Source organism: Jannaschia rubra (genome assembly GCF_001403735.1).
GTDB lineage: Bacteria > Pseudomonadota > Alphaproteobacteria > Rhodobacterales > Rhodobacteraceae > Jannaschia > Jannaschia rubra.
The window spans coordinates 123,302-142,811 of sequence record NZ_CXPG01000017.1 but is presented as its reverse complement, the minus strand read 5'-3'; the positions used below and the strand labels follow the sequence as shown (position 1 = coordinate 142,811).

Here is a 19,510-nt window from a genome sequence, read left to right as displayed (position 1 = left end):
CGGCTCGAACCGGGTTTGGCGAGCCTATCCTGCCGTAACGTCAGTGGTTGCCGCGACGGCGTGCCATGACGACCCTGGCCAGGCAAATTTCGGCGTGACGGACGCGCGAATGAATTTGGATTGTTTCCGTTTTTCTGCCGGTCTGGTCCTCGCGTCATCTTCCCGGTGAACCTGGCGCGATTGTCGACCGACCGAGTACTTCCTGACACCGTGTTTTCAGAAATTATTCATAATTTGCGATCAGGATTGACCCATGCCCCATCTGCGTCATGCTATGGTCGAAATCCGGGAACAACGATGGCCTTGTCGTTAACTGGTTAAACACGAGTTCAGGAATGCACGTCTCCTACAGCGTCTCTCCCACCTCCCGGACCGTGGCACAGCGCGTCGCAGAGGCGCGTCTTCAGGCCAGGCAGGGTCGGCATCACCTTGGGCGTCGCCATGGTCTGACCCGTCGTCCGGCGGAGGCACTGCCCTTCGACGAACCCGGCTGGACGGTCGATGCGACGCTCGACTTCCTGTCGCGTGCCGTCCGCACCTATTCCGCGACAGGCAGCTTCGGGCGTACCTTCGATACGTCCGACTACTACGCCATTCGCGCGCAGCCCGACGGGGCGATCCGGTTCCGGCACGTCGACGGCGCGCTGTTCGGCACGGTCGAGGACAAGAAGGCCTCCCTCACCATCGTGGGGGGCACGGCCACGTCGGTCGTGAACAAGGCGCTTGCCCTTATCTGCAGGACCGCTGGCGGCCGGCCGCAACTGGCTCGGGTGCAATCGGGGCCGCGGCTCGTCCACCTCGCCTCGATGATGATGTCGGCCGAGCGGCGGATGCGGTTCGCCTGTTTCGACGCGACGCTGCGCGACCGTGACACCGGCATCGGCCGTCCGGCGGCCACGCTGCTCCTGCGGCCGCTGGCGGCGCCGGTGCTGATCCTGCGCAACCCGATCGCACTGCCCCATCCGGCCTAGATCGGTTCGATGTCACCCTCCGCGCGGGTGGCGTGGAATGACTTCTGCCAGGTGGCGAACCGCCCGGCCCCGATGGCCTCGCGCATCCCGGCCATCAGATCCTGATAGTACTGCAGGTTGTGCCAGGTCAGGAGCATCGATCCGATGATCTCCTGCGCGCGGACGACGTGATGCAGATAGGCGCGGCTGAACCCGGTGCAGGCCGGGCAGGTGCAGGTTTCGTCCAGGGGGCGCGGATCGTCGGCGTGGCGTGCGTTCCGCAGGTTGACCTGTCCACGTCGTGTCCAGGCCTGGCCCGTCCGGCCGGACCGGGATGGCAGGACGCAATCCATCATGTCGACGCCCCGCGCCACAGCGCCCACGATGTCGTCGGGCTTGCCCACTCCCATCAGATAGCGCGGCCTGTCTTGGGGCAGTTGTCCCGGCGCGACGTCGAGGCAGTCGAACATCGCCGCCTGCCCTTCGCCCACGGCCAGTCCGCCGATGGCATAGCCGTCGAACCCGATGGCCCGCAGGCGCTCCGCAGACTCGGCACGCAGGTCGAGGTCCAGACCGCCTTGCTGGATGCCGAAGAGCGCATGTCCGGGCCGGTCGCCGAAGGCCGCGCGGGACCTTTCCGCCCAATCCATCGACAGGCGCATGGAGGTGGCGATTCGGTCGCGATCGGCGGGCAAAGCAGGGCATTCGTCGAAGCACATGACGATGTCAGAGCCAAGTAACCTCTGGATTTCTATGGACCTTTCTGGGGTCAGGCGGTGCTTGGACCCATCGATATGTGACTTGAATGTCACTCCGTCGGAATCAACTTTGCGAAGCTCACCGAGTGACATGACCTGAAACCCACCGCTATCGGTGAGGATCGGACGATCCCAGTTCATGAAGCGGTGCAGTCCACCCAGACGGTCGATCCGCTCCGCCGTGGGACGCAGCATCAGGTGATAGGTGTTTCCCAGCAGGACATTGGCCCCGGTCGCCCGGACCGACCCGGGCAACATCGCCTTGACGGTGGCGGCGGTGCCGACGGGCATGAACGCGGGGGTGCGGATGTCACCGCGGGGCGTGCGGATCAGACCCGTTCGCGCGCCGCCATCCGTCACCCCCAAATCGAACGAAAAGTGCTGTGTCATAGGCCCTCCGCCACCGTTGGAATGCCCCCTAACAGCTTCAAGTGCAAAGAAACAACAGTAGGCGGACAACCGCCAGTTACGGTCAAGGCGTCGGCGGAAAAGGGCGCATGCCCCCTGTAAACAGGAACTTTTCCTGTATTCCTCTCATTACCCCCTTAGCTCGACGAAGCAGCCCCAGAATCGGGGCCGAGCAGAGACACAGGAGTTATTCATGAACCGTTTTGCTACCCTCGCGCTGATCCCGCTGATGGCGTCCCCCGCCTTCGCCGGCAACATCGCGCCCGCCCCGGTCGAGCCCGCGCCGGTCTTCACCGCCGCCCCCGCCGCCCCCGTCTACAGCTGGACCGGTGGCTATGTCGGTGGTCAGGTCGCCTACGCCAACATCGACGCCGATGGCCTGTTCGACGACGATGACGACGATGACGATGACGATCTGATCAACTTCGACAGCGACGGCGACGGCGCCCTCTACGGTCTGCGCGCAGGTTACGACTACGACTTCGGCGCGGCCGTGCTCGGTGGTTTGATCCAGTACGACTTCGGCAGCATCGACCTCGACGACTCGGACCTCGAGCTTGAGAGCGTCCTGCGCGTCGGTGCCCGTCTGGGCTACAACGCGGGCCAGAACCTGTTCTACGGTGCCGCCGGTTGGGCACAGGCCGACACGAACGACGCGGGCGACGCCGATGGCTGGTTCGCCGGTCTCGGCTTCGAGCGTTACCTGACTCCCGCCGTCACCTTCGGCGCCGAAGCTCTCTACCATGAGTTCGACGAGTTCGACGATTTCGACAGCTTCGAAGGCGTCGACACCAAGCTGACCACGGTCGGTCTGAACCTGAACTACCGTTTCTAAGACGCTGTCCGGTTCGCCGGGCTCCCGTTAGGGAAACGCAAGGGCGCGCCATCACGGCGCGCCCTTTTTCATGGAATCCACACCCTTTACCCCGGCGGCCGCAATCCTTATCTTTTCGCTCGACAAAGGAAGGAACACGCGATGACCGCCGAGACGACGGACCGACTGGAAGGTGCCCCCCTTATCGCCCCTTCGACCACGGATCATCCGATGCACGAAGCCGTGGTCGATGCCTGCCGCAGCGTCTTCGACCCGGAAATTCCGGTGAACATCTTCGACCTGGGCCTGATCTATACGATCGACATCAACGCAGAGAACGACGTGAGCGTGATCATGACCTTGACCGCCCCCGGATGCCCCGTCGCGGGTGAGATGCCGGGCTGGGTCGCCGATGCCGTGTCTGCCCTGCCCGGGGTCCGCACCGTGGATGTCGACCTGGTGTTCGAGCCGCCCTGGGGCATGGAAATGATGTCGGACGAGGCCCGCCTGGAACTCGGGTTCATGTAACCGACCGCCGGCCCGATCCGGAACCGCCGCCCTTCGCGGACGTTTCGGACCATGTCGCGCATCCTTCCGATCCTCTTTGCCGTTCTCGCGGCCCTTCTGACCCTGCCCGCCCTGGCGCAGGATTCGGTCTTCGAGATCCCCGAACTGAACGCGGGGCTGGGCCCCGTGCCAGACCGCATCGACCTGCGCACCCCGCGCTCCGCCATGGCCAGCTTTCTGCGCGCGGCCCGGGACGGCGACTGGGACGCAGCCGCCCATGTCCTCGACCTCGCGGAAACGCCCCCCGAACGTCAGCCCGTCGAGGGCCCCGTGCTGGCCCGGCAGCTTTTTGACGTGATCGACCGGAAGGCGGTGTTGGATTGGGGCATCCTGATCGACCGGCCCGACGCGCTGCAGACACGGGGGGGCGAGAACGCCCCGCAGGCGGGTGAGCCGCGACGGTCCCTGCTGTTGCGCGACCTGCCGCTCGACCTCGTTCCCGCGGCCATCCGCCTGAACCGCGTCCAGCCTGCGGACGCCGAGGATGCCGTCTGGATCTTCCCGAGCGAGACGGTCCGCGACGTTCCCGCCCTGCACCGCGCCTACGGCCCCTCCCGGTTCGAGATGATGCTGCCGGAAATGCTGCGGACGGATGCTTTCGGCGGGCTGATGTGGTGGGAACTGATCGGCATGCCGCTGCTGCTGGCGGGGGCCATCGCCATCGGATGGGTGGTGCACCGCATCCTTCGCAGGCTCTGGCGACGCGCCGACGGGCGGGTGGCGACCGGCATCCTGCGGGCCCTGTCCACGCCCCTCATCATCGCGAGCGTAACGACGCTCGTCTGGTGGGTGACCGGGCGGGTCTTCGTGTTCTCGGGCCGGATCGACGTGTTCCTGGCCCCCGCCGTCGCGATCGGCTTCGTCACCGCGATCCTGCTGTTCATCGTCAATGGCGTCGAGGTCCTGCTCGACAACCTGATCGCCCCCGGCGAAGACGTCGACCTGACCCGCGCCGAACAGACCGAGGCGCGGATCCTGGCCACGAGGCTCAACGCGGCCAAGCGGGTTCTCGTGGTGGTGGTGTTCGTGATCGGCACCGTCATCGTGCTGACATCGGCCAACCTGTTCCAGGATATCGGCCTGTCGCTCCTGGCCTCCGCCGGCGCGCTGACACTCGTGCTGGGTTTCGCCGCGCGGAGCATCCTCGGAAATGTCCTCGCATCGCTCCAGATCGCGCTGAACCAGTCGGCCCGCGTCGGGGATCGCGTCGTCTACAAGGATGAGCTTTGCCATGTGGAACGGATCCACATGACCTTCGTCCAGTTGCGGAACTGGGACGGCACTCGCCTCGTCGTGCCAGTCGAGGAATTCGTGTCCGAGACGTTTTCGAACTGGTCGCTGCAAGAACCGGCAATGCTGCGCGTGCTCGAACTGCGCCTCGACCCCGCCGCGGACGTGGAGGCCCTGCGCCAGGCTTTTCACGAAGCCCTGTCCGAGGTCGCGGACACCGATCTGGGCGAGGAGCTCGGCGACCTGGACGGCGCGAGCGTCAATGTCAGCGGTCAGGACGTCTTCGGGATGGAGGTGTGGTTCAGCCTGCCCTGTACCGATCCCAACACCTCCTGGGAGGTGGCCTGCGCGGTGCGCGAACGGCTGCTTGCCCGGGCGGCCCGCATCGAGCAGGACACCGGCAAGCCGGTCTTCCCCCGCAACGTCGCCGCCGGCGCGACCTGATGTCCAGTCACGGCTCCCTCACGAAATCGTTGCGCTTTGGTTACCGAAGCCGTTCACTGAGCGGCGACACCACCAGAGCCCGAGGGAACATCCATGTCCGTCCGACCGCTTCTTGCGCTGACCCTGCTATCCGCAACCCCCGTATTCGCCGATACCCACGACGCCGGGCTGTCCTATGGCCCCCGTCCCGCCTGGCTGATCGGCCAGATGGACGACGGCGAACTCAAGACGAAACTTCAGTCCTGCCTGGGCCAGACCCCCAGCCGCACCGACTTCTCGATCGGCCACCGCGGCGCTCCTCTGATGTTCCCCGAGCATACTGTCGAATCGAACGTCGCCGCCGCCGGAATGGGTGCGGGCATCCTCGAATGCGACGTGACCTTCACGCAGGATCACGAACTGGTCTGCCGCCACGCGCAGAACGACCTCGCGACGACGACCGACATCCTGCTCACCGACCTGGCCGACACCTGCGTCACCCCGTTCAGCCCCGCCTCCGGCGATACCGAAGCTTCCGCCGAATGCCGCACGTCCGAGATTACGCTGGACCAGTTCCGCACGCTGACGCCCAAGATGGACAGCTCCGATGCGAACGCCACGACGCCGGAGGACTACCAGGGCGGCGTCGCGCCCTATCGTACGACCACCTATGCGGATGGCGCGCATCTTCTGACCCACGCGGAATCGATCGAGCTGTTCCGCGACATGGAGGCGAAGTTCACGCCTGAGCTGAAATCCGCGTCGGTCGACATGCCCCACGACGGCTTCACCCAGGAAGATTATGCGCAGAAGCTGGTCGATGAATACAAGGCCGCCGACGTTCCTGCGTCGGATGTCTGGCTGCAGTCCTTCGACCTGTCGGACATAAGGTACTGGATCGAGAATGAGCCCGAGTTCGGCGCGCAGGCCGTCTATCTCGACGACCGCTACGAGGCCTTCGACGATGACGAGGGCGAGATCGACCCGATGGACGCCTCTACCTTCAAGCCCACCATGCAGGAGCTGGCGGACATGGGCGTGAACTACATCGCGCCGCCGCTCTGGATGCTCGTGACGTCGAAGGACGGGGAAATCGTGCCGTCGGTCTATGCCGAGGAAGCGAAGGCCGCGGGGCTGAACATGATCGCCTGGTCGCTGGAACGGTCCGGTCCGCTGTCGGACGGCGGCGGCTGGTACTATCAGTCGATCGAGGATGTCACCGACAACGACGGCGTGACCTATGAACTGGTCGATGCGCTGGCGCAGGACGTGGGCGTCGCGGGCATCTTTTCGGATTGGCCGGCGACGGTGACGTTCTACGCGAACTGCATGGGTCTCTGACGGTTTCGGGCGTGCGAGGGGCCAACCCCTCGCGCTTCCCGGAATATCGGGAAAGCAGAGACGGGGCGCCGGGGGTCCGGCGCCCCTTTTTCATCGGCCGAGCAACCGGGCGATCCAGCGGCGCCACCGTGACGGCGTCCGCTCCCGTGCCTCGGCTCGCAAGCTCGCGAAATGGGCCTGCTCGCGTTCGTAGCTCGTCTTCGGGACGACTGGTTGATCGGACAGGTCGATCATGGCATGCTCCTTCTTCGACTAAGCCGACCCTGCCCATCAGATGACGCGATTGCAGCCCGCCGGGTCGGCAACTAGGGTTGCGATCATGCAAGTGCCGATCCCCTGGAACGACCTCGCGCTGTTTGCCGCCATCGCCCGGCACGGAACGCTCGCGGGTGCCGCGACCGAAACGGGTATGTCCAGCGCGACCCTGTCCCGTCGGATGACGGCGCTCGAATCCCGGCTGGGCCGGCGCCTGTTCCGCCATGGTGCGCAGGGGTACGCCGTGACCGACGACGGTGCTGCCCTGCTGGTCCGTGCCGGGCGCATGGAGGCGGCGGCGGCCGATGTGGCCCAATGGCAGGCGGACGGCGCCGGACCCACGCGGGTTCGCATCTCGGCCGGCGCATGGACCGCGCAGACGCTGGCCGCAGACGTCCGACAGTTCTGGTCACCCGGTGCCGCCTGGATTCCGGAGTTCGTCCATTGCGACAAGGACATGGACATCGCCCGACGTGAAATCGACATCGGCGTCCGCAACAGGCGGCCCGAACAGCCCTGGATGGCGGGGCGACGCACGGCGCGCGTTGACTTCGCCGTCTACGGCCGGCCGGGCGTGTCGGGCTGGATCGGGGCGACGAGCGATGCCGTCAGCACGCCCTCGGCCCGCTGGGTCGCGCAGCATCACGGCGCCGACGTCGTCACCACCGTGAACGACCCGCGCCTCGGGCTGGAACTGGCGCGGGCGGGCGTGGGGCGGATCGTGCTGCCTTGCTTCGTGGGGGACGGCTCCGGCCTTGACCGGCTGTCCGACCGGATCGACGCGCTGAGCCATGACGAATGGCTCGTCTGCCATCACGATGCGCGGCATGGCCCGGCGATCCGCGACGCCCTGGACGCCCTTGGCGCCTGGCTGTCGTCCCGCCTGTCCAGCAACACCCCTTGAGGCACCGCGCCCGTGCGCCTAGGTAAAGGATCGAGGAGGCCCTGCCCATGTTTGCCATTCCCGGTCAATCGCCCGTCACCGTCACACCCGCCGCCGCCGCGCAGATCGCGCGTCTGATGGCGAAACGCGATGCCGCCGGTCTTCGGATCGGGGTCAAGAAGGGCGGCTGTGCGGGCATGGAGTACACCATGGACTACGTCGCCGAGGCCGAGGTCCACGATGAGGTCGTCGAGGTCGACGGCGGCGCGCGCGTCCTGATCGCGCCCATGGCGCAGATGTTCCTGTTCGGGACCGAGATCGATTACGAGACCTCGCTTCTCGAATCCGGCTTCCGGTTCCGCAACCCGAATGTTGTGGACGCCTGCGGCTGTGGCGAGTCGATCAAGTTCGACGAAAAGCTGGGCAATGACGCCTGACGTGCTATCCCCTCGGAATACCCCCGAGGAGGATGCCATGACCCGAAAGATCGCCGCCGGTAACTGGAAGATGAACGGCCTGCGCGCCTCGGTCGAGGAAGCGCGGGCCATCGCGTCCGGCGCCGATGGGTGCACGGTCGTCATCTGTCCTCCTGCCACGCTTCTGGTGCCCATGTCGGCCCTGGGTGTGGCCCTCGGCGGCCAGTATTGCCATGCCAGCACGTCGGGCGCGCATACCGGCGACATTTCGGCGCCCATGCTGGCCGACGCAGGCGCGACCTGGTGCATCACCGGCCACTCCGAGCGCCGCGCCGACCATGGCGAGAGCGACGCCGATGTGCGGGCGCAGACCGAAGCGGCCTGGTCCGTGGGCCTGACCGCGATCCTGTGCCTGGGCGAGACGCTGGCGCAGCGCGAGGCGGGCGAGACGCTGGACGTCCTTCGCAGCCAGATGGACGGATCGCTGCCGAGCGGCGCGACCCCGGACAACACGGTCATCGCCTATGAACCCGTCTGGGCCATCGGCACCGGGAAGGTCGCCACCCCGGATCAGGTGGCCGAGGTTCATGATGCCCTGCGCGCGCGCGTCGGGCCGGGGTTCAGCCTGCTCTACGGCGGGTCGGTCAAGGCCGGGAACGCGGCCGACCTGTTCGCACTCGACAACGTCGACGGTGCGCTGGTCGGCGGCGCCAGCCTCGCGGCCGCGGATTTCCTTCCCATCGTCAAGGCGCTGGCGGAAAGCTGAGGCGCTCGCCGCTATTTGATGATGATTTCCGGGCCCATCACCAGCGTCGGCAGCCATGTCGACAGGATCGGGATGTAGGTCACCATGATCAGGAAGACGAACAGCACCGCAAGGAACGGCAGTGCCGCCCGGACGACCGCCATCATCGACATGCCGGCCACGCCCGAGGTGACGAACAGGTTCAGGCCGACGGGCGGGGTGATCATCCCGATCTCCATGTTCACGACCATGATGATGCCCAGATGGATCGGATCGATGCCCAGCTCGATCGCGATGGGGAAGACCAGCGGCGCGACGATGACCAGAAGGCCCGAAGGCTCCATGAACTGACCGCCGATCAGCAGGATCACGTTCACCACGATCAGGAAGGTGATCGGCCCGAGGCCCGTGCCCAGCATCGCGGCGGCGATGGATTGGGGGATCTGTTCGTCGGTGAGGACGTGCTTGAGGATCAGCGCGTTGGCGATGATGAACATGAGCGTGATCGTCAGCTTGCCTGCGTCGAGCAGGGTATCGCGCGTGTCGCGATGGAAGAACGCGGTGAGCAATGCCTGCGGATTTGACAGGAGCGACTTCGGCGTGCCGACGGGCGCATGAAGTGGGCCGTCGACCACCGCCGCCCCTACCGACTGCGCCGGTCGCGCGCGAAGGGGGCCGATGTCGCGGTAGACGAACATCGCCACCACGAAGGCATAGACCGATGCCACCGCCGCCGCCTCGGTCGGCGTGAAGATCGCGCCGGTCACGCCGGGGATGCCGTAGATGCCAAGCATGATGATCGCGATCAGCATCAGCCCCCAGAATGCGTCGCGGAAGCTGTCGCCGACCTCGCCCCAGCCGGCGAAGTCGCCCTTGGGCATGTTGCGGTGAACGGCGATGACGTAGATCGTGATCATCAGCATCAGACCGGCCAGCAGGCCCGGAATGACGCCCGCCAGGAACATGCGACCGACCGACACATCGGTGGCTGAGGCATAGACGACCATCACGATGGAGGGCGGGATCAAGATGCCCAGCGTGCCTGCGTTGCAGATGACGCCGGCCGCAAACTCCTTGGTATAGCCCGCCTGCTGCATCGCCGCGATGACGATCGTGCCGATGGCGACCACGGTGGCGGGCGACGACCCGGACAGGGCCGCGAACATCATGCAGGCAAAGACCCCGGCGATGGCCAGCCCGCCGCGGAGGTGACCCACGCAGGCAATGGAAAACCGGATGATCCGCCGCGCGACGCCCCCAGTTGACATGAAGGACGACGCGAGGATGAAGAACGGGATGGCGAGCAGCGTATAGTGCCCCTCCATCGCCTGATAGAAGCTTTGCGCGATGCTGGCGAGCGACGTGTCGGAGAAGGCCAGCAGGAACAGGATCGAGCTGAAACCCAGCGAGACCGCGATCGGAACGCCGATCAGCAGCAACCCCACGATCATCACGAACAGGAGGACGACTTCCACGGCTCAGGTCCTTTCGGAGGGGGGAAGATGGCTGCTGTAGATATCGACCGTCTGCTTGCCCTCGCGGGCGGCGACGACCTCGGCGACGGCATCCTCGGCTTCATGGCTGACGATCAGGCTGGCGCGGGTGCCGCGAAGGATGCCGATGGTCGCCTGAACCACCCGGAACAGGATCAGCGCGGAGCCCACGGGCAGGATCACATACGGCACCACGCGCGGCAGCTTTTCGTAGACCTCGCCCTGGTTGATCAATGGCTCGAGCCAGCCGAACAGCCAGCGCACCTGCGGGACCTGCTCGGTCACGTAGAACGCCTGATCGCGCGTCCGCTCGTCGAATCCCGTCGGAAACCACTTGCCGCTGGTCCGTTCCAACGCGGCAAAAGGCGCCCAGTAATCCCATGACCCCTTCAGCAGGAGCAGCGCATAGGCGATGGTGATGAGCGCCGCGACGATCGCCGCGATCCGCCTGCCCCGGTCGGGAAGGATCGCGGTGACGGCATCGACGCCCAGGTTCGCGGTGATCTTGAAGGCATAGCTGACGCCGAAGATCACGAGCCAGGCGAACAGGATCAGGATGACCTCGAGCGACCAGATCATCGAATGGTTGAACAGGTATCTCAACACGACATTCACGAAAGTCAGAAGCGTCATCGCCCCCAGAAGGAAGGCGATCATGCTTTCCTCCAGGGTGTTGACGATGCGGCCCAGGCGGCCTGTCGGCTCGTATCGCGTGGCCATGCCTTTTCCTTTCGGCGGAGATGGCCGGGCCGCGTCGTGCGGCCCGGACCGGACGCGTGGATCAGCCCTGCTGCTCGCCGGCAGCGACGGCGGCGTCGATGACGTCCTGACCGATGCCGTCCGAGAACTGCTCCCACACAGGCTTCATCGCATCGACCCAGGCCTGGCGCTGCTCCGGGGTCAACTCGCGGATCTCCCCGCCGGCGTCGATGATCGACTGGCGCGCTTCGGCATCCACTTCGGTGACGGCCGCGTTCCGCTCCTCCGTGACCTCCGACAGGATGGTCAGCATCTGGTCGCGGACCTCCGGCTCCAGGCTGTCGAGGAAATCGACCGAAGACACGACCAGATAGTCAAGGGCGCCATGGTTCGTCTCGGTGATGCCGTCCTGAACCTCGAAGAACTTCTGGCCGTAGATGTTGGACCAGGTGTTCTCCTGTCCGTCCACGACGCCGGTCTGAAGCGCGCCGTAGACCTCCGAGAACGCCATCGGCTGCGGCGACACGTCGATCGCCTCCATCTGCGCCACGATCACGTCGGACGGCTGGATGCGGAACTTGAGCCCCGCCGCGTCCTCGGGCACCAGAAGCGGCTTGTTGGCAGACATCTGCTTGAGGCCGTTGTGCCAGAACCCCAGCCCCTGAAGGCCGCGCCGCTGCATCGAGTCGAGCATTGCCTGCCCGGTCTCGCCTTGCTGGAAGGCATCGACGGCGGCGATGTCCGGGAACAGGAACGGCAGGTCGAACACCTGGAAGACCTTGGTGAAGGTCTCGAACTTCGACAGCGACGGCGCCGCCATCTGGACATCGCCCTGCAACATCGCCTCGAGCACCTGGTCGTCGTCATAGAGGGTCGAGTTCGGAAAGACTTCGACGCACATCGTGCCGTCCATCTCCTCGTTCACGCGGTCCTGGAACAGCGACGCTGCAATGCCCTTCGGATGCTTGTCGGTGTTGGTGACATGGGCGAACTTGACGACGATCTCACCGTCGTCGCAGGCGGCGAAGGCGGCCTGCGCGGTCACCGAAAGGGCAAGCGCCGTCGCGGCGGTTGTCAGCAGCTTCATTGTATTTCTCCCTGTTGGCACGCCCCCCGAGGGAAGCGCTTGCCCCGAAGGTTATCAGGCGGGAAGGCTGGGTAAAGCGGGAACTTGCCTGCGAACATTCGGCCTCTGTATCAGTCATCTACAGCTTGATCCTCATGTGAAAACCACATCGAGTGCGGTTTTTTGCACGGTCTTTCCCCATCCCCTGTGCGGGAATCCGGACAGGTCAAACCCGCCGGCAATCCTTTCGTCGCAGGCCATGTCGGGCGAGCTTGTCGTAGAACGTTTCGCGCGGCAGATCGAGATCGCTGCCCGCCGTGCCGCATCAGCGTCTCGATCAGGAACGACCGTTCCACCGCGCGCATCCGCGCGGCAAGCCCCGCACGCGGCGTCCCCGTCTCGTCCTCCAGTCCCGTGGCGAACCGCATGGTGCGGTTCATCAGGCCCCGCGCATTGCCCGGCCGGTCGCGCGCCATCCGCCGGGCCTGCATGTCGGACGGAACCTCGGGCACGGGGGTATCCACATGTTCGCCGGCAAGGTTCAGGTAGTGCGGGAACAGCACCGGATGTCGCTGGACACCACACCGGCCAAATCGCGGGTCAGGCGGGGCCGCGCGGCGACGAAGCCGCCCGCCTGCGCCCGCGGCAAGTCCGCCAAGTCCAGTGTCTGCTAAAGCGCTTCGCGCACGCTCAGCTCGTCCTCCACCGCGGGACACCGGTCATGCCGCGATCCCTTGCGGGGTGGGCAACAACTCCACGGTGAACTCCGCGCCCTCCCCCGTGTTGCGCCCCCGGATGGTGCGGCCGAAGCCCGACACAATGCCATAGTCGATCGGCAGCCCCAACCCAAGCTCCACCCCCATCTCCTTCGTCGTGTAGACGGGATCGAAGATCTCCGCCGGGTTCGCCAGGCCGGACCCGGTGTCGCGGACCGTGATCCGGGGCGGGTCGGATCGCAGCGTCACGGTCAGCCGTGCGTCGTCGCGCCCCGCCACGGCGTCCACGGCCTTGGCGATCAGGTTCGCCACCACCTGCCCCGGCCGCATCTCGCCGCCCATCGCGATGACGGGATATGCAGGCAGGTCCAGCCGGATCTGCACGCCGGCCTCCCGGCGCCGCGTCTCTGTGATCTCCAGCGCGGCCCCGATTACCTGCGCCAGATCGGTCGGGTCGGCGGGTTGCGGCTCGGCGCGGGCGAAGGCGGACAGGTTGCGGATGATGCGCCCCATGCGGACGGCCAGATCGTCGACGCGGCCGAGGTTGTTACCCCTGCCCTCCGGGTTTCGAAGTGCGAGGAACGCCCCCGCGATGAGGCCGGCGTTATCCAACATGGGGCGGCATGATCGAAGATGCGTCCGTCCGAGATCGACCGGGCTCCCAAGGCGCCCTGAAGCGCGCGGGTCATGTATGGCGCGCCTCCCATGTCGCCGCACCGTCCGGAGGCGCTGGCGGCGACCTGGCCGTCGCTCAGCAGCAGCAGGATGTCCGACGCCCCCGACCGCAGTCACGCTTCGCCATAGATGATGTCCGGCGTGCGCTCGATGGACAGGAGGACGCTCCGGTCCTTCGACAGCATCGCTGCCCGCTCGCGCGATCGTTGCAATTCCAGCGGCAACCGGTCGTCCGCGAGGCTCAGGTCGGAGCGGTCCTTGGCGTACGGCGTGTCGGGCGCGGTTCCCGGCGTTGCCCATTACACCGCTGGGGCGACGAGGGTCGCGGCGAGAAGGGACCGACGGATCGGAAGCGCACGCTCCATGATCGGAAAATTAGGCCGCAATCCATAGGCGCCAAGTCTTGACGCGACCGTCGTGCCGCGGAATGTCAGGGAATGGAACGCTTGTCGCAGTCGCCGACCGATCCGGCCTTCGTCCAGAACCCCTGGCCGTTCTACGACCGGCTGCGCAGAGCCGGGCCGCTTGCCTTCTGGATCGATTATGACATGCCCATGGCCGCGTCCCATTCAGCTGTGGGAATGCTGCTGCGCGACCGCCGGTTCGGACGCGAAGACCCGTGCCCGCCAGCGCGTCCCGATCATCAGGCGGGGTTCTGGGCGGTCGAGGACCATTCGATGCTGGAGCTTGAGCCGCCGCGTCACACCGCCCTGCGTGGTCAGGTCCTGCGAACCTTTACATCGCGCCGGATCGCGGCGCTGGCACCCGAGATCGCGGCGCTGGCCCATGAGCTGATAGACGGATTCCCCGCAGGCGAATTCGACCTGCTCGACGCCTTCGCCCGACCCCTGCCCGTCCGCGTCATCGCCCGTCTTCTCGGCGTGCCGGAGGAGGATGCTCCGCATCTGCTCGCCTGGTCGAACGCCATGGTCGGGATGTATCAGGCCCGTCGCACCCATGCGGATGAGGTCGCCGCCGCAGGGGCCGCGCGCGACTTTACCGCTTATCTGGACCGCGTGTTCCGCGCGCCCCCGCCCGACAGCCTGATCGCGCAGCTTCTGAGCGTCGAGGCGGAGGGAAGGCTGACGCGGCCCGAGGTCAACGCGACGTGCATCCTGCTGCTCAACGCGGGGCACGAGGCGACGGTGCACACCTTGGGCAACAGCGTCGCGGGGCTCTGTGCGGCGAACCTCTGGGGGGCGACGGTGACGGACGACCTGATCGAGGAGGTGCTGCGCCACGACGCGCCGCTGCACATGTTCGCCCGCTACGTTACGGAGGAGGTGGAGATCTTCGGCCACCGCTTCGCGCGCGGCGACAGGGTTGGGCTGCTGCTCGCGGCAGCGAACCGCGACCCGGGGGTCTATCTCGACCCCGACCGTCTGGACCCCGCGCGCTATCCCGATGCGCCCGTCCATCACAGCTTCGGTGCCGGGCTGCATTTCTGCCTCGGCGCGCCGCTGGCCCGGCTGGAACTGCTCTTGGCGCTCCGCGTCCTGACCGAGCGGTGCCCCCGCCTGCGGGTGACGGCGCCGCCGCGATATGCGGACATCTATCATTTCCATGGCCTGGAAAGATTGGATGTCACGGCAGGGTGACGGCCGGCCGGAAGCCCGCGTCGACCGACCCGCCCCGCGTCAGGCCGCGAGGGCGAAGTTCGCCATCTGCGGCAGCAGCGCGTCCATGACGGCCTGGAACCCGGCGACGATGGCGAGTGGACTGTCATCCACCACCGGTGCCGAATGGCGAAAGGCGCGCGTGGCAATCACGCGCTGGTCGCTGTCGCTCAGGACGGTGAGCGAGAGGGCGACGGACACGAGGAACGCCTCTCCCCTGACCTCCACCTGGAAGGCATCCATCCGCGTCAGCAGGGCGCGGTCGGGCACCGGCCCGCCCTCTGCCGGGCCGACGTAGCCGATGCGCCCGGTATCCGCGATCGACCGGATGAGCAGCGTCTGCAGGAACGCCGGAGCCTCGTCCGGCCAGCGGGCATCGGGAAGATAGGTCACCGACAGGGGGTTCGGCTTGATCAGGATACGGTCGGTCGTGATCGCAGCGCCCGCCTGCGGGCGGGCCACTACGAGCGTCCGGCCGGACCGCGCGCCTGCCGTCGACCCGGGAGCAGGTGTCAGGTCGTAGGTGGCAAGCACCGTGGCCGCCGCGTTCAGCGACGAGATGGCGGAGCATCCGCCAAGGCTGGCCGCCGCCCCCAGAAGGGCCGCGCGACGGGTCAGGTTGGGCAATGTCATGTCGGTCACCTCCGGTATTCGGGCACACGTTCGTCGAGCAGGAACCGCGCCGGATCGCGTTCGACGCGGCGCACCAGCTGATTGAGCGACTGGACCAGCCCCCGCGCCTCGTTCGCCAGTCGGCCGAGTTCGGGCAGGCTGTTGTTCGTGAAGTTCTGCAGACCCGGCGCGGCGCCGGCGACGCTCGATTGCACCTGCGCGACCACGTCGTCGGCACGGGCGATGAGTGAACGAAGGTCGCTGGTGATCGCCGGAAGGTCGTCGGACACCTGACCCGCCGCCGTCTCGATCCGGCCGGCGGCCGAACGGATGTCGTTCATCGCCGGGCCAAGATCGGTCGACAGGACATCGGTCGCGCCGTCGAAGGCCGATTGCGCCGAAACCAGTGCCCCGTCCGCGACGTCGAGCGAGCCTTCCAGACGGTTCAGCGTCTGCGTCGCGCGGTCGAAAACCTGCGTGGCGGATGTCAGGGCGGCACGCGCGTCGATGGCCAGCGGGTCGAGCTGACCCGTGGCATCGGTCAGGTCGGTCGCCACCCGCTCGACCGCGGCCGACGCCGTGGCGACCGCGCTGCGGATGTCTGCAACGACGACGGGGACGTCCTCGTCGATCACCGTCTCGATGGTCGCGACGGCCGAACTTATCTCGGTCAGGACCGCCCGTGCTTCCGCTATGAATTCCGTACCGTCGACGTCGACCAGGGTGTCGAAGCTGTCGGAGGCTTCGGTCACGGCCGCAAAGGCGGCGTCCGCTTCCGCCAGAGTCGTCTCCAACTCGGCCAGGCGCGCGTTCAGAAGGTCGGCCGTCTGCTCGAACCCGCCCAGCGTGCTGCCGGCCTGCGCCGACAGGTCGGTGACAGCCGCATTCAGCGTGTCGGTGGTCTCGGAGATCCGGGTCACGATGCCGGGCACCTGGTCGCGCATGATCGTCTCGGCCTGGCGGAAGGCTTCGCCCGCGCTGTCGATGGCCGACAGCGATGCGTTCATCGTGGTCTCGGCCGCGTCGAAGGCACTGGTGGCGGAGTTCAGCGTCTCGTCCGCGTTGCCGAGCGTCGTCTCGACCGCTTCCCCGATGGTGTCGAGCCGGTTGGTGAAATCACCGATCTGTGCCGTAGCCTCGCCCACCGTATTCGAGATCTCCGAGAAATCCGTCAGCGCCTGTTCCAACCCGCCGGATGCGGCGTCGAGATTGCGAAGGATGTTCGTCACATAGGTCTGATTTTCAGGCCCCGCGATTTCTTGGAATCGGGTCAGCAGGTTCGTCGCCTCCGAAATCAGGTCGGGCGCATCCTCGACCAGCGCCTGCACGGTCGACCGCCGGGACGGAATGATCGGCAGCTCCCCCTCCGGGGCGGTCAGCGGCGGGGCCTCGGCACGGCTGTTGCTGAGCGAGACATAAGCCACCCCGGTCACGCCCTGCGACGAAAGCTGCGCCACCGTATCCTCGCGCACGGGGGTGGAGGCATCCACCTCGATCGTGGCGAGAACCTTCGATCCGTCATCCTCCGAGATGCGGAGCGCGATGACCCTGCCGACCGAAATACCATTGAAGGACACGTTCCCCGAGGCGTCCAGACCCGACACATCATCGAACAGGATGCCGTAGGATTCGTACTGTCGGTCGATCTGCACGCTGGCGAGCCACACGAAGAAGAGCAGCGTGCCGATTATGCCGGCCAGTGTGAACGCCCCGATCAGAATGAAGTTCGCGCGGGTTTCCATCAATCCACCTCGTCCGGTCGGGGTTTGCCTTGGGCCGCGCGCGCGCGGGGGCCGTGAAAGTACTCGCGCACCCAGGGGTGGTCGATCTCCAGCATCTCGGCCATCGTTCCGACGGCCAGCACCTTCTTGTCGGCCAGCACCGCTATGCGGTCGCAGATCGCGTGCAGCGAGTCCAGATCGTGCGTCACCATGAAGACGGTCAGGCCGAGAGCCGATTGAAGCTCCCGGATCAGCGTGTCGAAGTCGGCCGCACCGATGGGGTCGAGCCCCGCCGTCGGCTCGTCGAGAAAGACGATCTCGGGGTCTAGCGAAATGGCGCGGGCGAGCCCCGCACGCTTGCGCATGCCGCCGGACAGGTCTGACGGATACTTGTCGTGGGCGTTCTCCGGCAGACCCACCATGCGCACCTTGATGCCGGCCAGCGTCTCCCGCAGGTCGTCGGGCAGATTCATCTGTTCGCGCATCGGCGCCTCGACGTTCTGACGCACGGTCAGCGACGAGAATAGCGCGCCGTCCTGGAACATCACGCCCCAGCGGCGGCGCAGGCGGCGGTATTCCTCGTCCGAGGTGTCGCGCACGCTTTCGCCGAAGACCTCGATCCGGCCCGCGTCGGGTTTCAGCAGGCCTACGATCTGATGCAGCAGCACCGACTTGCCCGTCCCCGATCCGCCGACGATGCCGATGATCTCGCCCCGGCGCACGTCGAGGTCCACGCCGTCGTGGACGACATGATCGCCGAACGCCTTGACCAGCCCCCGCACCTTGATGATGGGCTCCTCCTCCGCCATCAGACCCCCACCACCGCGAAGAAGACCGAGAAGACCGCGTCCACCACGATCACCATGAAGATCGACAAGACGACCGAGGTGGAGGTGAGGCGACCGAGGGATTCGGTGTTGCCGCCGACCTTCATCCCCTCGTAGCAGCCGATGATCCCGATGATGAGCGCAAAGAACGGCGCCTTTATCAGGCCCACGACGAAATGCCAGACGTCGGTATTCGCCACCAGCCGCGACTGGAAAACCGCGGGCGAGACGCCGAGTTCGATCCACGACATCATCGCACCGCCGATGAGGCCCGAGAGGTCCGCGATCAACCCGAGAACCGGCAGCATCAGCATGAGCGCCAGCACGCGCGGCACCACGAGGATCTGGATGGGGTTGAGGCCCAACGTCCGCATCGCATCCACCTCCTCGCGCATCTTCATCGCGCCGATGGAGGCCGTGAAGGCCGAGCCGGACCGCCCCGCCACGATGATCGCGGTCAGCAGGATACCGAGTTCGCGCAGGACGGAGATCGCGATCAGATCGACCACGAAGACCTCGGCTCCGAACTGGCGAAGCTGACTCGCACCCTGGAACGCCAGCACGACGCCGATGAGAAAGGCCATCAGCGCGACGATGGGCACGGCGTTCAGCCCCACCTCCTGCATATGGTGGACCAGCGAGGTGAGCCGCAGCCTGCGCGGATGGATGACGAGAGCGCCCAGCGTCGCCACCACCTGCCCCAGGAACGCCGTCAGTTCGACCGCGATACGACCGGCTTCGGCGGTCCGGCGGCCGAAAGCCTCCAGCCGGTCGAGCATCGTGACGCGCTTGTCCCCGGATTTCTCGGCAGGCGGCATGTTGCGACGGACGGTGTCGAGGATCTGCCGCTGCGCGTCGTTCGCCCCGTCGATGGGGGGATGGTCGGCATCGGCCCCCTCGATACGGCCCGCCAGGTCCAGCACGAACCAGGCGCCTGCGGAGTCGATCCGTCCGGCATCGCTCAGGTCGATCCGGCGCGCACCGCCCACGTCATGCGACAGATCGGCGATCGTCTCGATCACGAGGTCGCCCGACAGGTCGACCGTCCCCTCGGACAGCTCGATCCGCGCGCGGACCGCGTCTTCGGGCGCTCGGGGGGAGTTCATTCGTGCCTGGCTCCCTGTCGGTCAAGCGTCCGGGTCGTCGGATACCGCGCGGAACGGTCCGGGTGAAGCGTCGCCTCCCGACATGCGTCTGAAGGAGCGGATCCGGGCCACTACCTATCTCTTCCGCCGGGATGGCAAGCCCCAACACGATTTTCAGGCTGGGGACGAAGGTTCAGGCGGGAAAGAAAG

19 protein-coding genes are annotated in these 19,510 nt (G+C 66.5%); 9 read left to right on the top strand and 10 right to left on the bottom strand.

The window, feature by feature from the left end:
• Positions 1-335 precede the first annotated feature (335 nt).
• The gene (locus JAN5088_RS09160) at positions 336-971 is read left to right on the top strand and encodes a hypothetical protein (RefSeq protein WP_055682532.1); all 636 of its coding nucleotides are present in this window, start codon (positions 336-338) and stop codon (positions 969-971) included.
• On the opposite strand, the gene tgt is transcribed toward JAN5088_RS09160, so the two are convergent.
• The gene (tgt, locus tag JAN5088_RS09155; protein WP_055682531.1) at positions 968-2,098 is read right to left on the bottom strand and encodes a tRNA guanosine(34) transglycosylase Tgt; all 1,131 of its coding nucleotides are present in this window, start codon (positions 2,096-2,098) and stop codon (positions 968-970) included. The genes JAN5088_RS09160 and tgt overlap by 4 nt on opposite strands.
• A 211-nt stretch (positions 2,099-2,309) precedes the next feature.
• Between tgt and JAN5088_RS09150 the strand changes: the two genes are divergently transcribed.
• The 4 genes from JAN5088_RS09150 (at position 2,310) to JAN5088_RS09135 (ending at position 6,491) form a co-directional block, all read left to right on the top strand.
• On the top strand, positions 2,310-2,951 hold the full coding sequence (locus tag JAN5088_RS09150; protein WP_055682530.1) for an outer membrane protein: 642 nt from the start codon (positions 2,310-2,312) through the stop codon (positions 2,949-2,951).
• A gap of 141 nt (positions 2,952-3,092) precedes the next feature.
• Positions 3,093-3,458 (top strand): SUF system Fe-S cluster assembly protein, encoded by a 366-nt coding sequence (locus tag JAN5088_RS09145; protein ID WP_055682529.1) that lies wholly within the window; start codon positions 3,093-3,095, stop codon positions 3,456-3,458.
• Between the two features lie 51 nt (positions 3,459-3,509).
• Entirely contained in the window at positions 3,510-5,171 is a 1,662-nt protein-coding gene (locus JAN5088_RS09140; RefSeq protein WP_055682528.1) for a mechanosensitive ion channel family protein, read from the top strand.
• Between the two features lie 93 nt (positions 5,172-5,264).
• Complete coding sequence (locus JAN5088_RS09135; protein WP_055682527.1) at positions 5,265-6,491, top strand: glycerophosphodiester phosphodiesterase family protein; 1,227 nt, start codon at positions 5,265-5,267, stop codon at positions 6,489-6,491.
• A 90-nt stretch (positions 6,492-6,581) separates the two neighbouring features.
• Here JAN5088_RS09135 and JAN5088_RS18890 read toward each other — a convergent pair whose 3' ends face one another.
• Positions 6,582-6,725 carry a hypothetical protein gene (locus tag JAN5088_RS18890; RefSeq protein WP_158448475.1) on the bottom strand — a complete coding sequence of 48 codons (144 nt, stop codon included), beginning with the start codon at positions 6,723-6,725 and terminating at the stop codon, positions 6,582-6,584.
• An 85-nt stretch (positions 6,726-6,810) separates the two neighbouring features.
• Here JAN5088_RS18890 and JAN5088_RS09130 point away from each other — a divergent pair, with 85 nt between their 5' ends.
• Genes JAN5088_RS09130 through tpiA form a run of 3 tightly spaced genes read left to right on the top strand, consistent with a single transcriptional unit; the run spans position 6,811 to position 8,811 of the window.
• The gene (locus tag JAN5088_RS09130) at positions 6,811-7,650 is read left to right on the top strand and encodes a LysR family transcriptional regulator (protein WP_055682526.1); all 840 of its coding nucleotides are present in this window, start codon (positions 6,811-6,813) and stop codon (positions 7,648-7,650) included.
• A gap of 47 nt (positions 7,651-7,697) precedes the next feature.
• On the top strand, positions 7,698-8,066 hold the full coding sequence (locus JAN5088_RS09125; RefSeq protein WP_055682525.1) for a HesB/IscA family protein: 369 nt from the start codon (positions 7,698-7,700) through the stop codon (positions 8,064-8,066).
• Between the two features lie 37 nt (positions 8,067-8,103).
• Complete coding sequence (gene tpiA, locus JAN5088_RS09120; protein ID WP_055682524.1) at positions 8,104-8,811, top strand: triose-phosphate isomerase; 708 nt, start codon at positions 8,104-8,106, stop codon at positions 8,809-8,811.
• Between the two features lie 11 nt (positions 8,812-8,822).
• Here tpiA and JAN5088_RS09115 read toward each other — a convergent pair whose 3' ends face one another.
• The 4 genes from JAN5088_RS09115 to JAN5088_RS18885 all read right to left on the bottom strand — a co-directional run bounded on the left by JAN5088_RS09115 (position 8,823) and on the right by JAN5088_RS18885 (position 13,379).
• Positions 8,823-10,265 carry a TRAP transporter large permease gene (locus JAN5088_RS09115; protein ID WP_055682523.1) on the bottom strand — a complete coding sequence of 481 codons (1,443 nt, stop codon included), beginning with the start codon at positions 10,263-10,265 and terminating at the stop codon, positions 8,823-8,825.
• A 3-nt stretch (positions 10,266-10,268) separates the two neighbouring features.
• Positions 10,269-11,003, bottom strand: coding sequence for a TRAP transporter small permease (locus tag JAN5088_RS09110; protein ID WP_055682522.1), 735 nt, complete (start codon positions 11,001-11,003; stop codon positions 10,269-10,271).
• Between the two features lie 61 nt (positions 11,004-11,064).
• A complete protein-coding gene (locus tag JAN5088_RS09105; RefSeq protein WP_055682521.1) occupies positions 11,065-12,069 on the bottom strand; it encodes a TRAP transporter substrate-binding protein in 1,005 nt (334 codons plus the stop codon).
• A 698-nt stretch (positions 12,070-12,767) separates the two neighbouring features.
• Positions 12,768-13,379: a sensor histidine kinase gene (locus JAN5088_RS18885; protein WP_055682520.1), complete on the bottom strand. Its 612-nt coding sequence runs from the start codon at positions 13,377-13,379 to the stop codon at positions 12,768-12,770.
• 497 nt (positions 13,380-13,876) lie between these two features.
• On the opposite strand from JAN5088_RS18885, the gene JAN5088_RS09095 reads away from it, so the two are divergent.
• Positions 13,877-15,037: a cytochrome P450 gene (locus tag JAN5088_RS09095; protein WP_055682519.1), complete on the top strand. Its 1,161-nt coding sequence runs from the start codon at positions 13,877-13,879 to the stop codon at positions 15,035-15,037.
• Positions 15,038-15,076: 39 nt separating this feature from the next.
• On the opposite strand, the gene JAN5088_RS09090 is transcribed toward JAN5088_RS09095, so the two are convergent.
• Genes JAN5088_RS09090 through JAN5088_RS09075 form a run of 4 tightly spaced genes read right to left on the bottom strand, consistent with a single transcriptional unit; the run spans position 15,077 to position 19,321 of the window.
• Positions 15,077-15,688 carry an ABC-type transport auxiliary lipoprotein family protein gene (locus tag JAN5088_RS09090; RefSeq protein WP_055682569.1) on the bottom strand — a complete coding sequence of 204 codons (612 nt, stop codon included), beginning with the start codon at positions 15,686-15,688 and terminating at the stop codon, positions 15,077-15,079.
• Between the two features lie 5 nt (positions 15,689-15,693).
• Positions 15,694-17,409, bottom strand: a complete 1,716-nt coding sequence (locus tag JAN5088_RS09085) for an MlaD family protein (protein WP_055682518.1) — start codon at positions 17,407-17,409, stop codon at positions 15,694-15,696.
• Positions 17,409-18,197: an ABC transporter ATP-binding protein gene (locus JAN5088_RS09080; protein WP_055682517.1), complete on the bottom strand. Its 789-nt coding sequence runs from the start codon at positions 18,195-18,197 to the stop codon at positions 17,409-17,411. The genes JAN5088_RS09085 and JAN5088_RS09080 overlap by 1 nt, the downstream gene beginning before the upstream one ends.
• Positions 18,197-19,321 carry an ABC transporter permease gene (locus tag JAN5088_RS09075; RefSeq protein ID WP_055682516.1) on the bottom strand — a complete coding sequence of 375 codons (1,125 nt, stop codon included), beginning with the start codon at positions 19,319-19,321 and terminating at the stop codon, positions 18,197-18,199. The genes JAN5088_RS09080 and JAN5088_RS09075 overlap by 1 nt, the downstream gene beginning before the upstream one ends.
• Between the last annotated feature and the right edge of the window lie 189 nt (positions 19,322-19,510).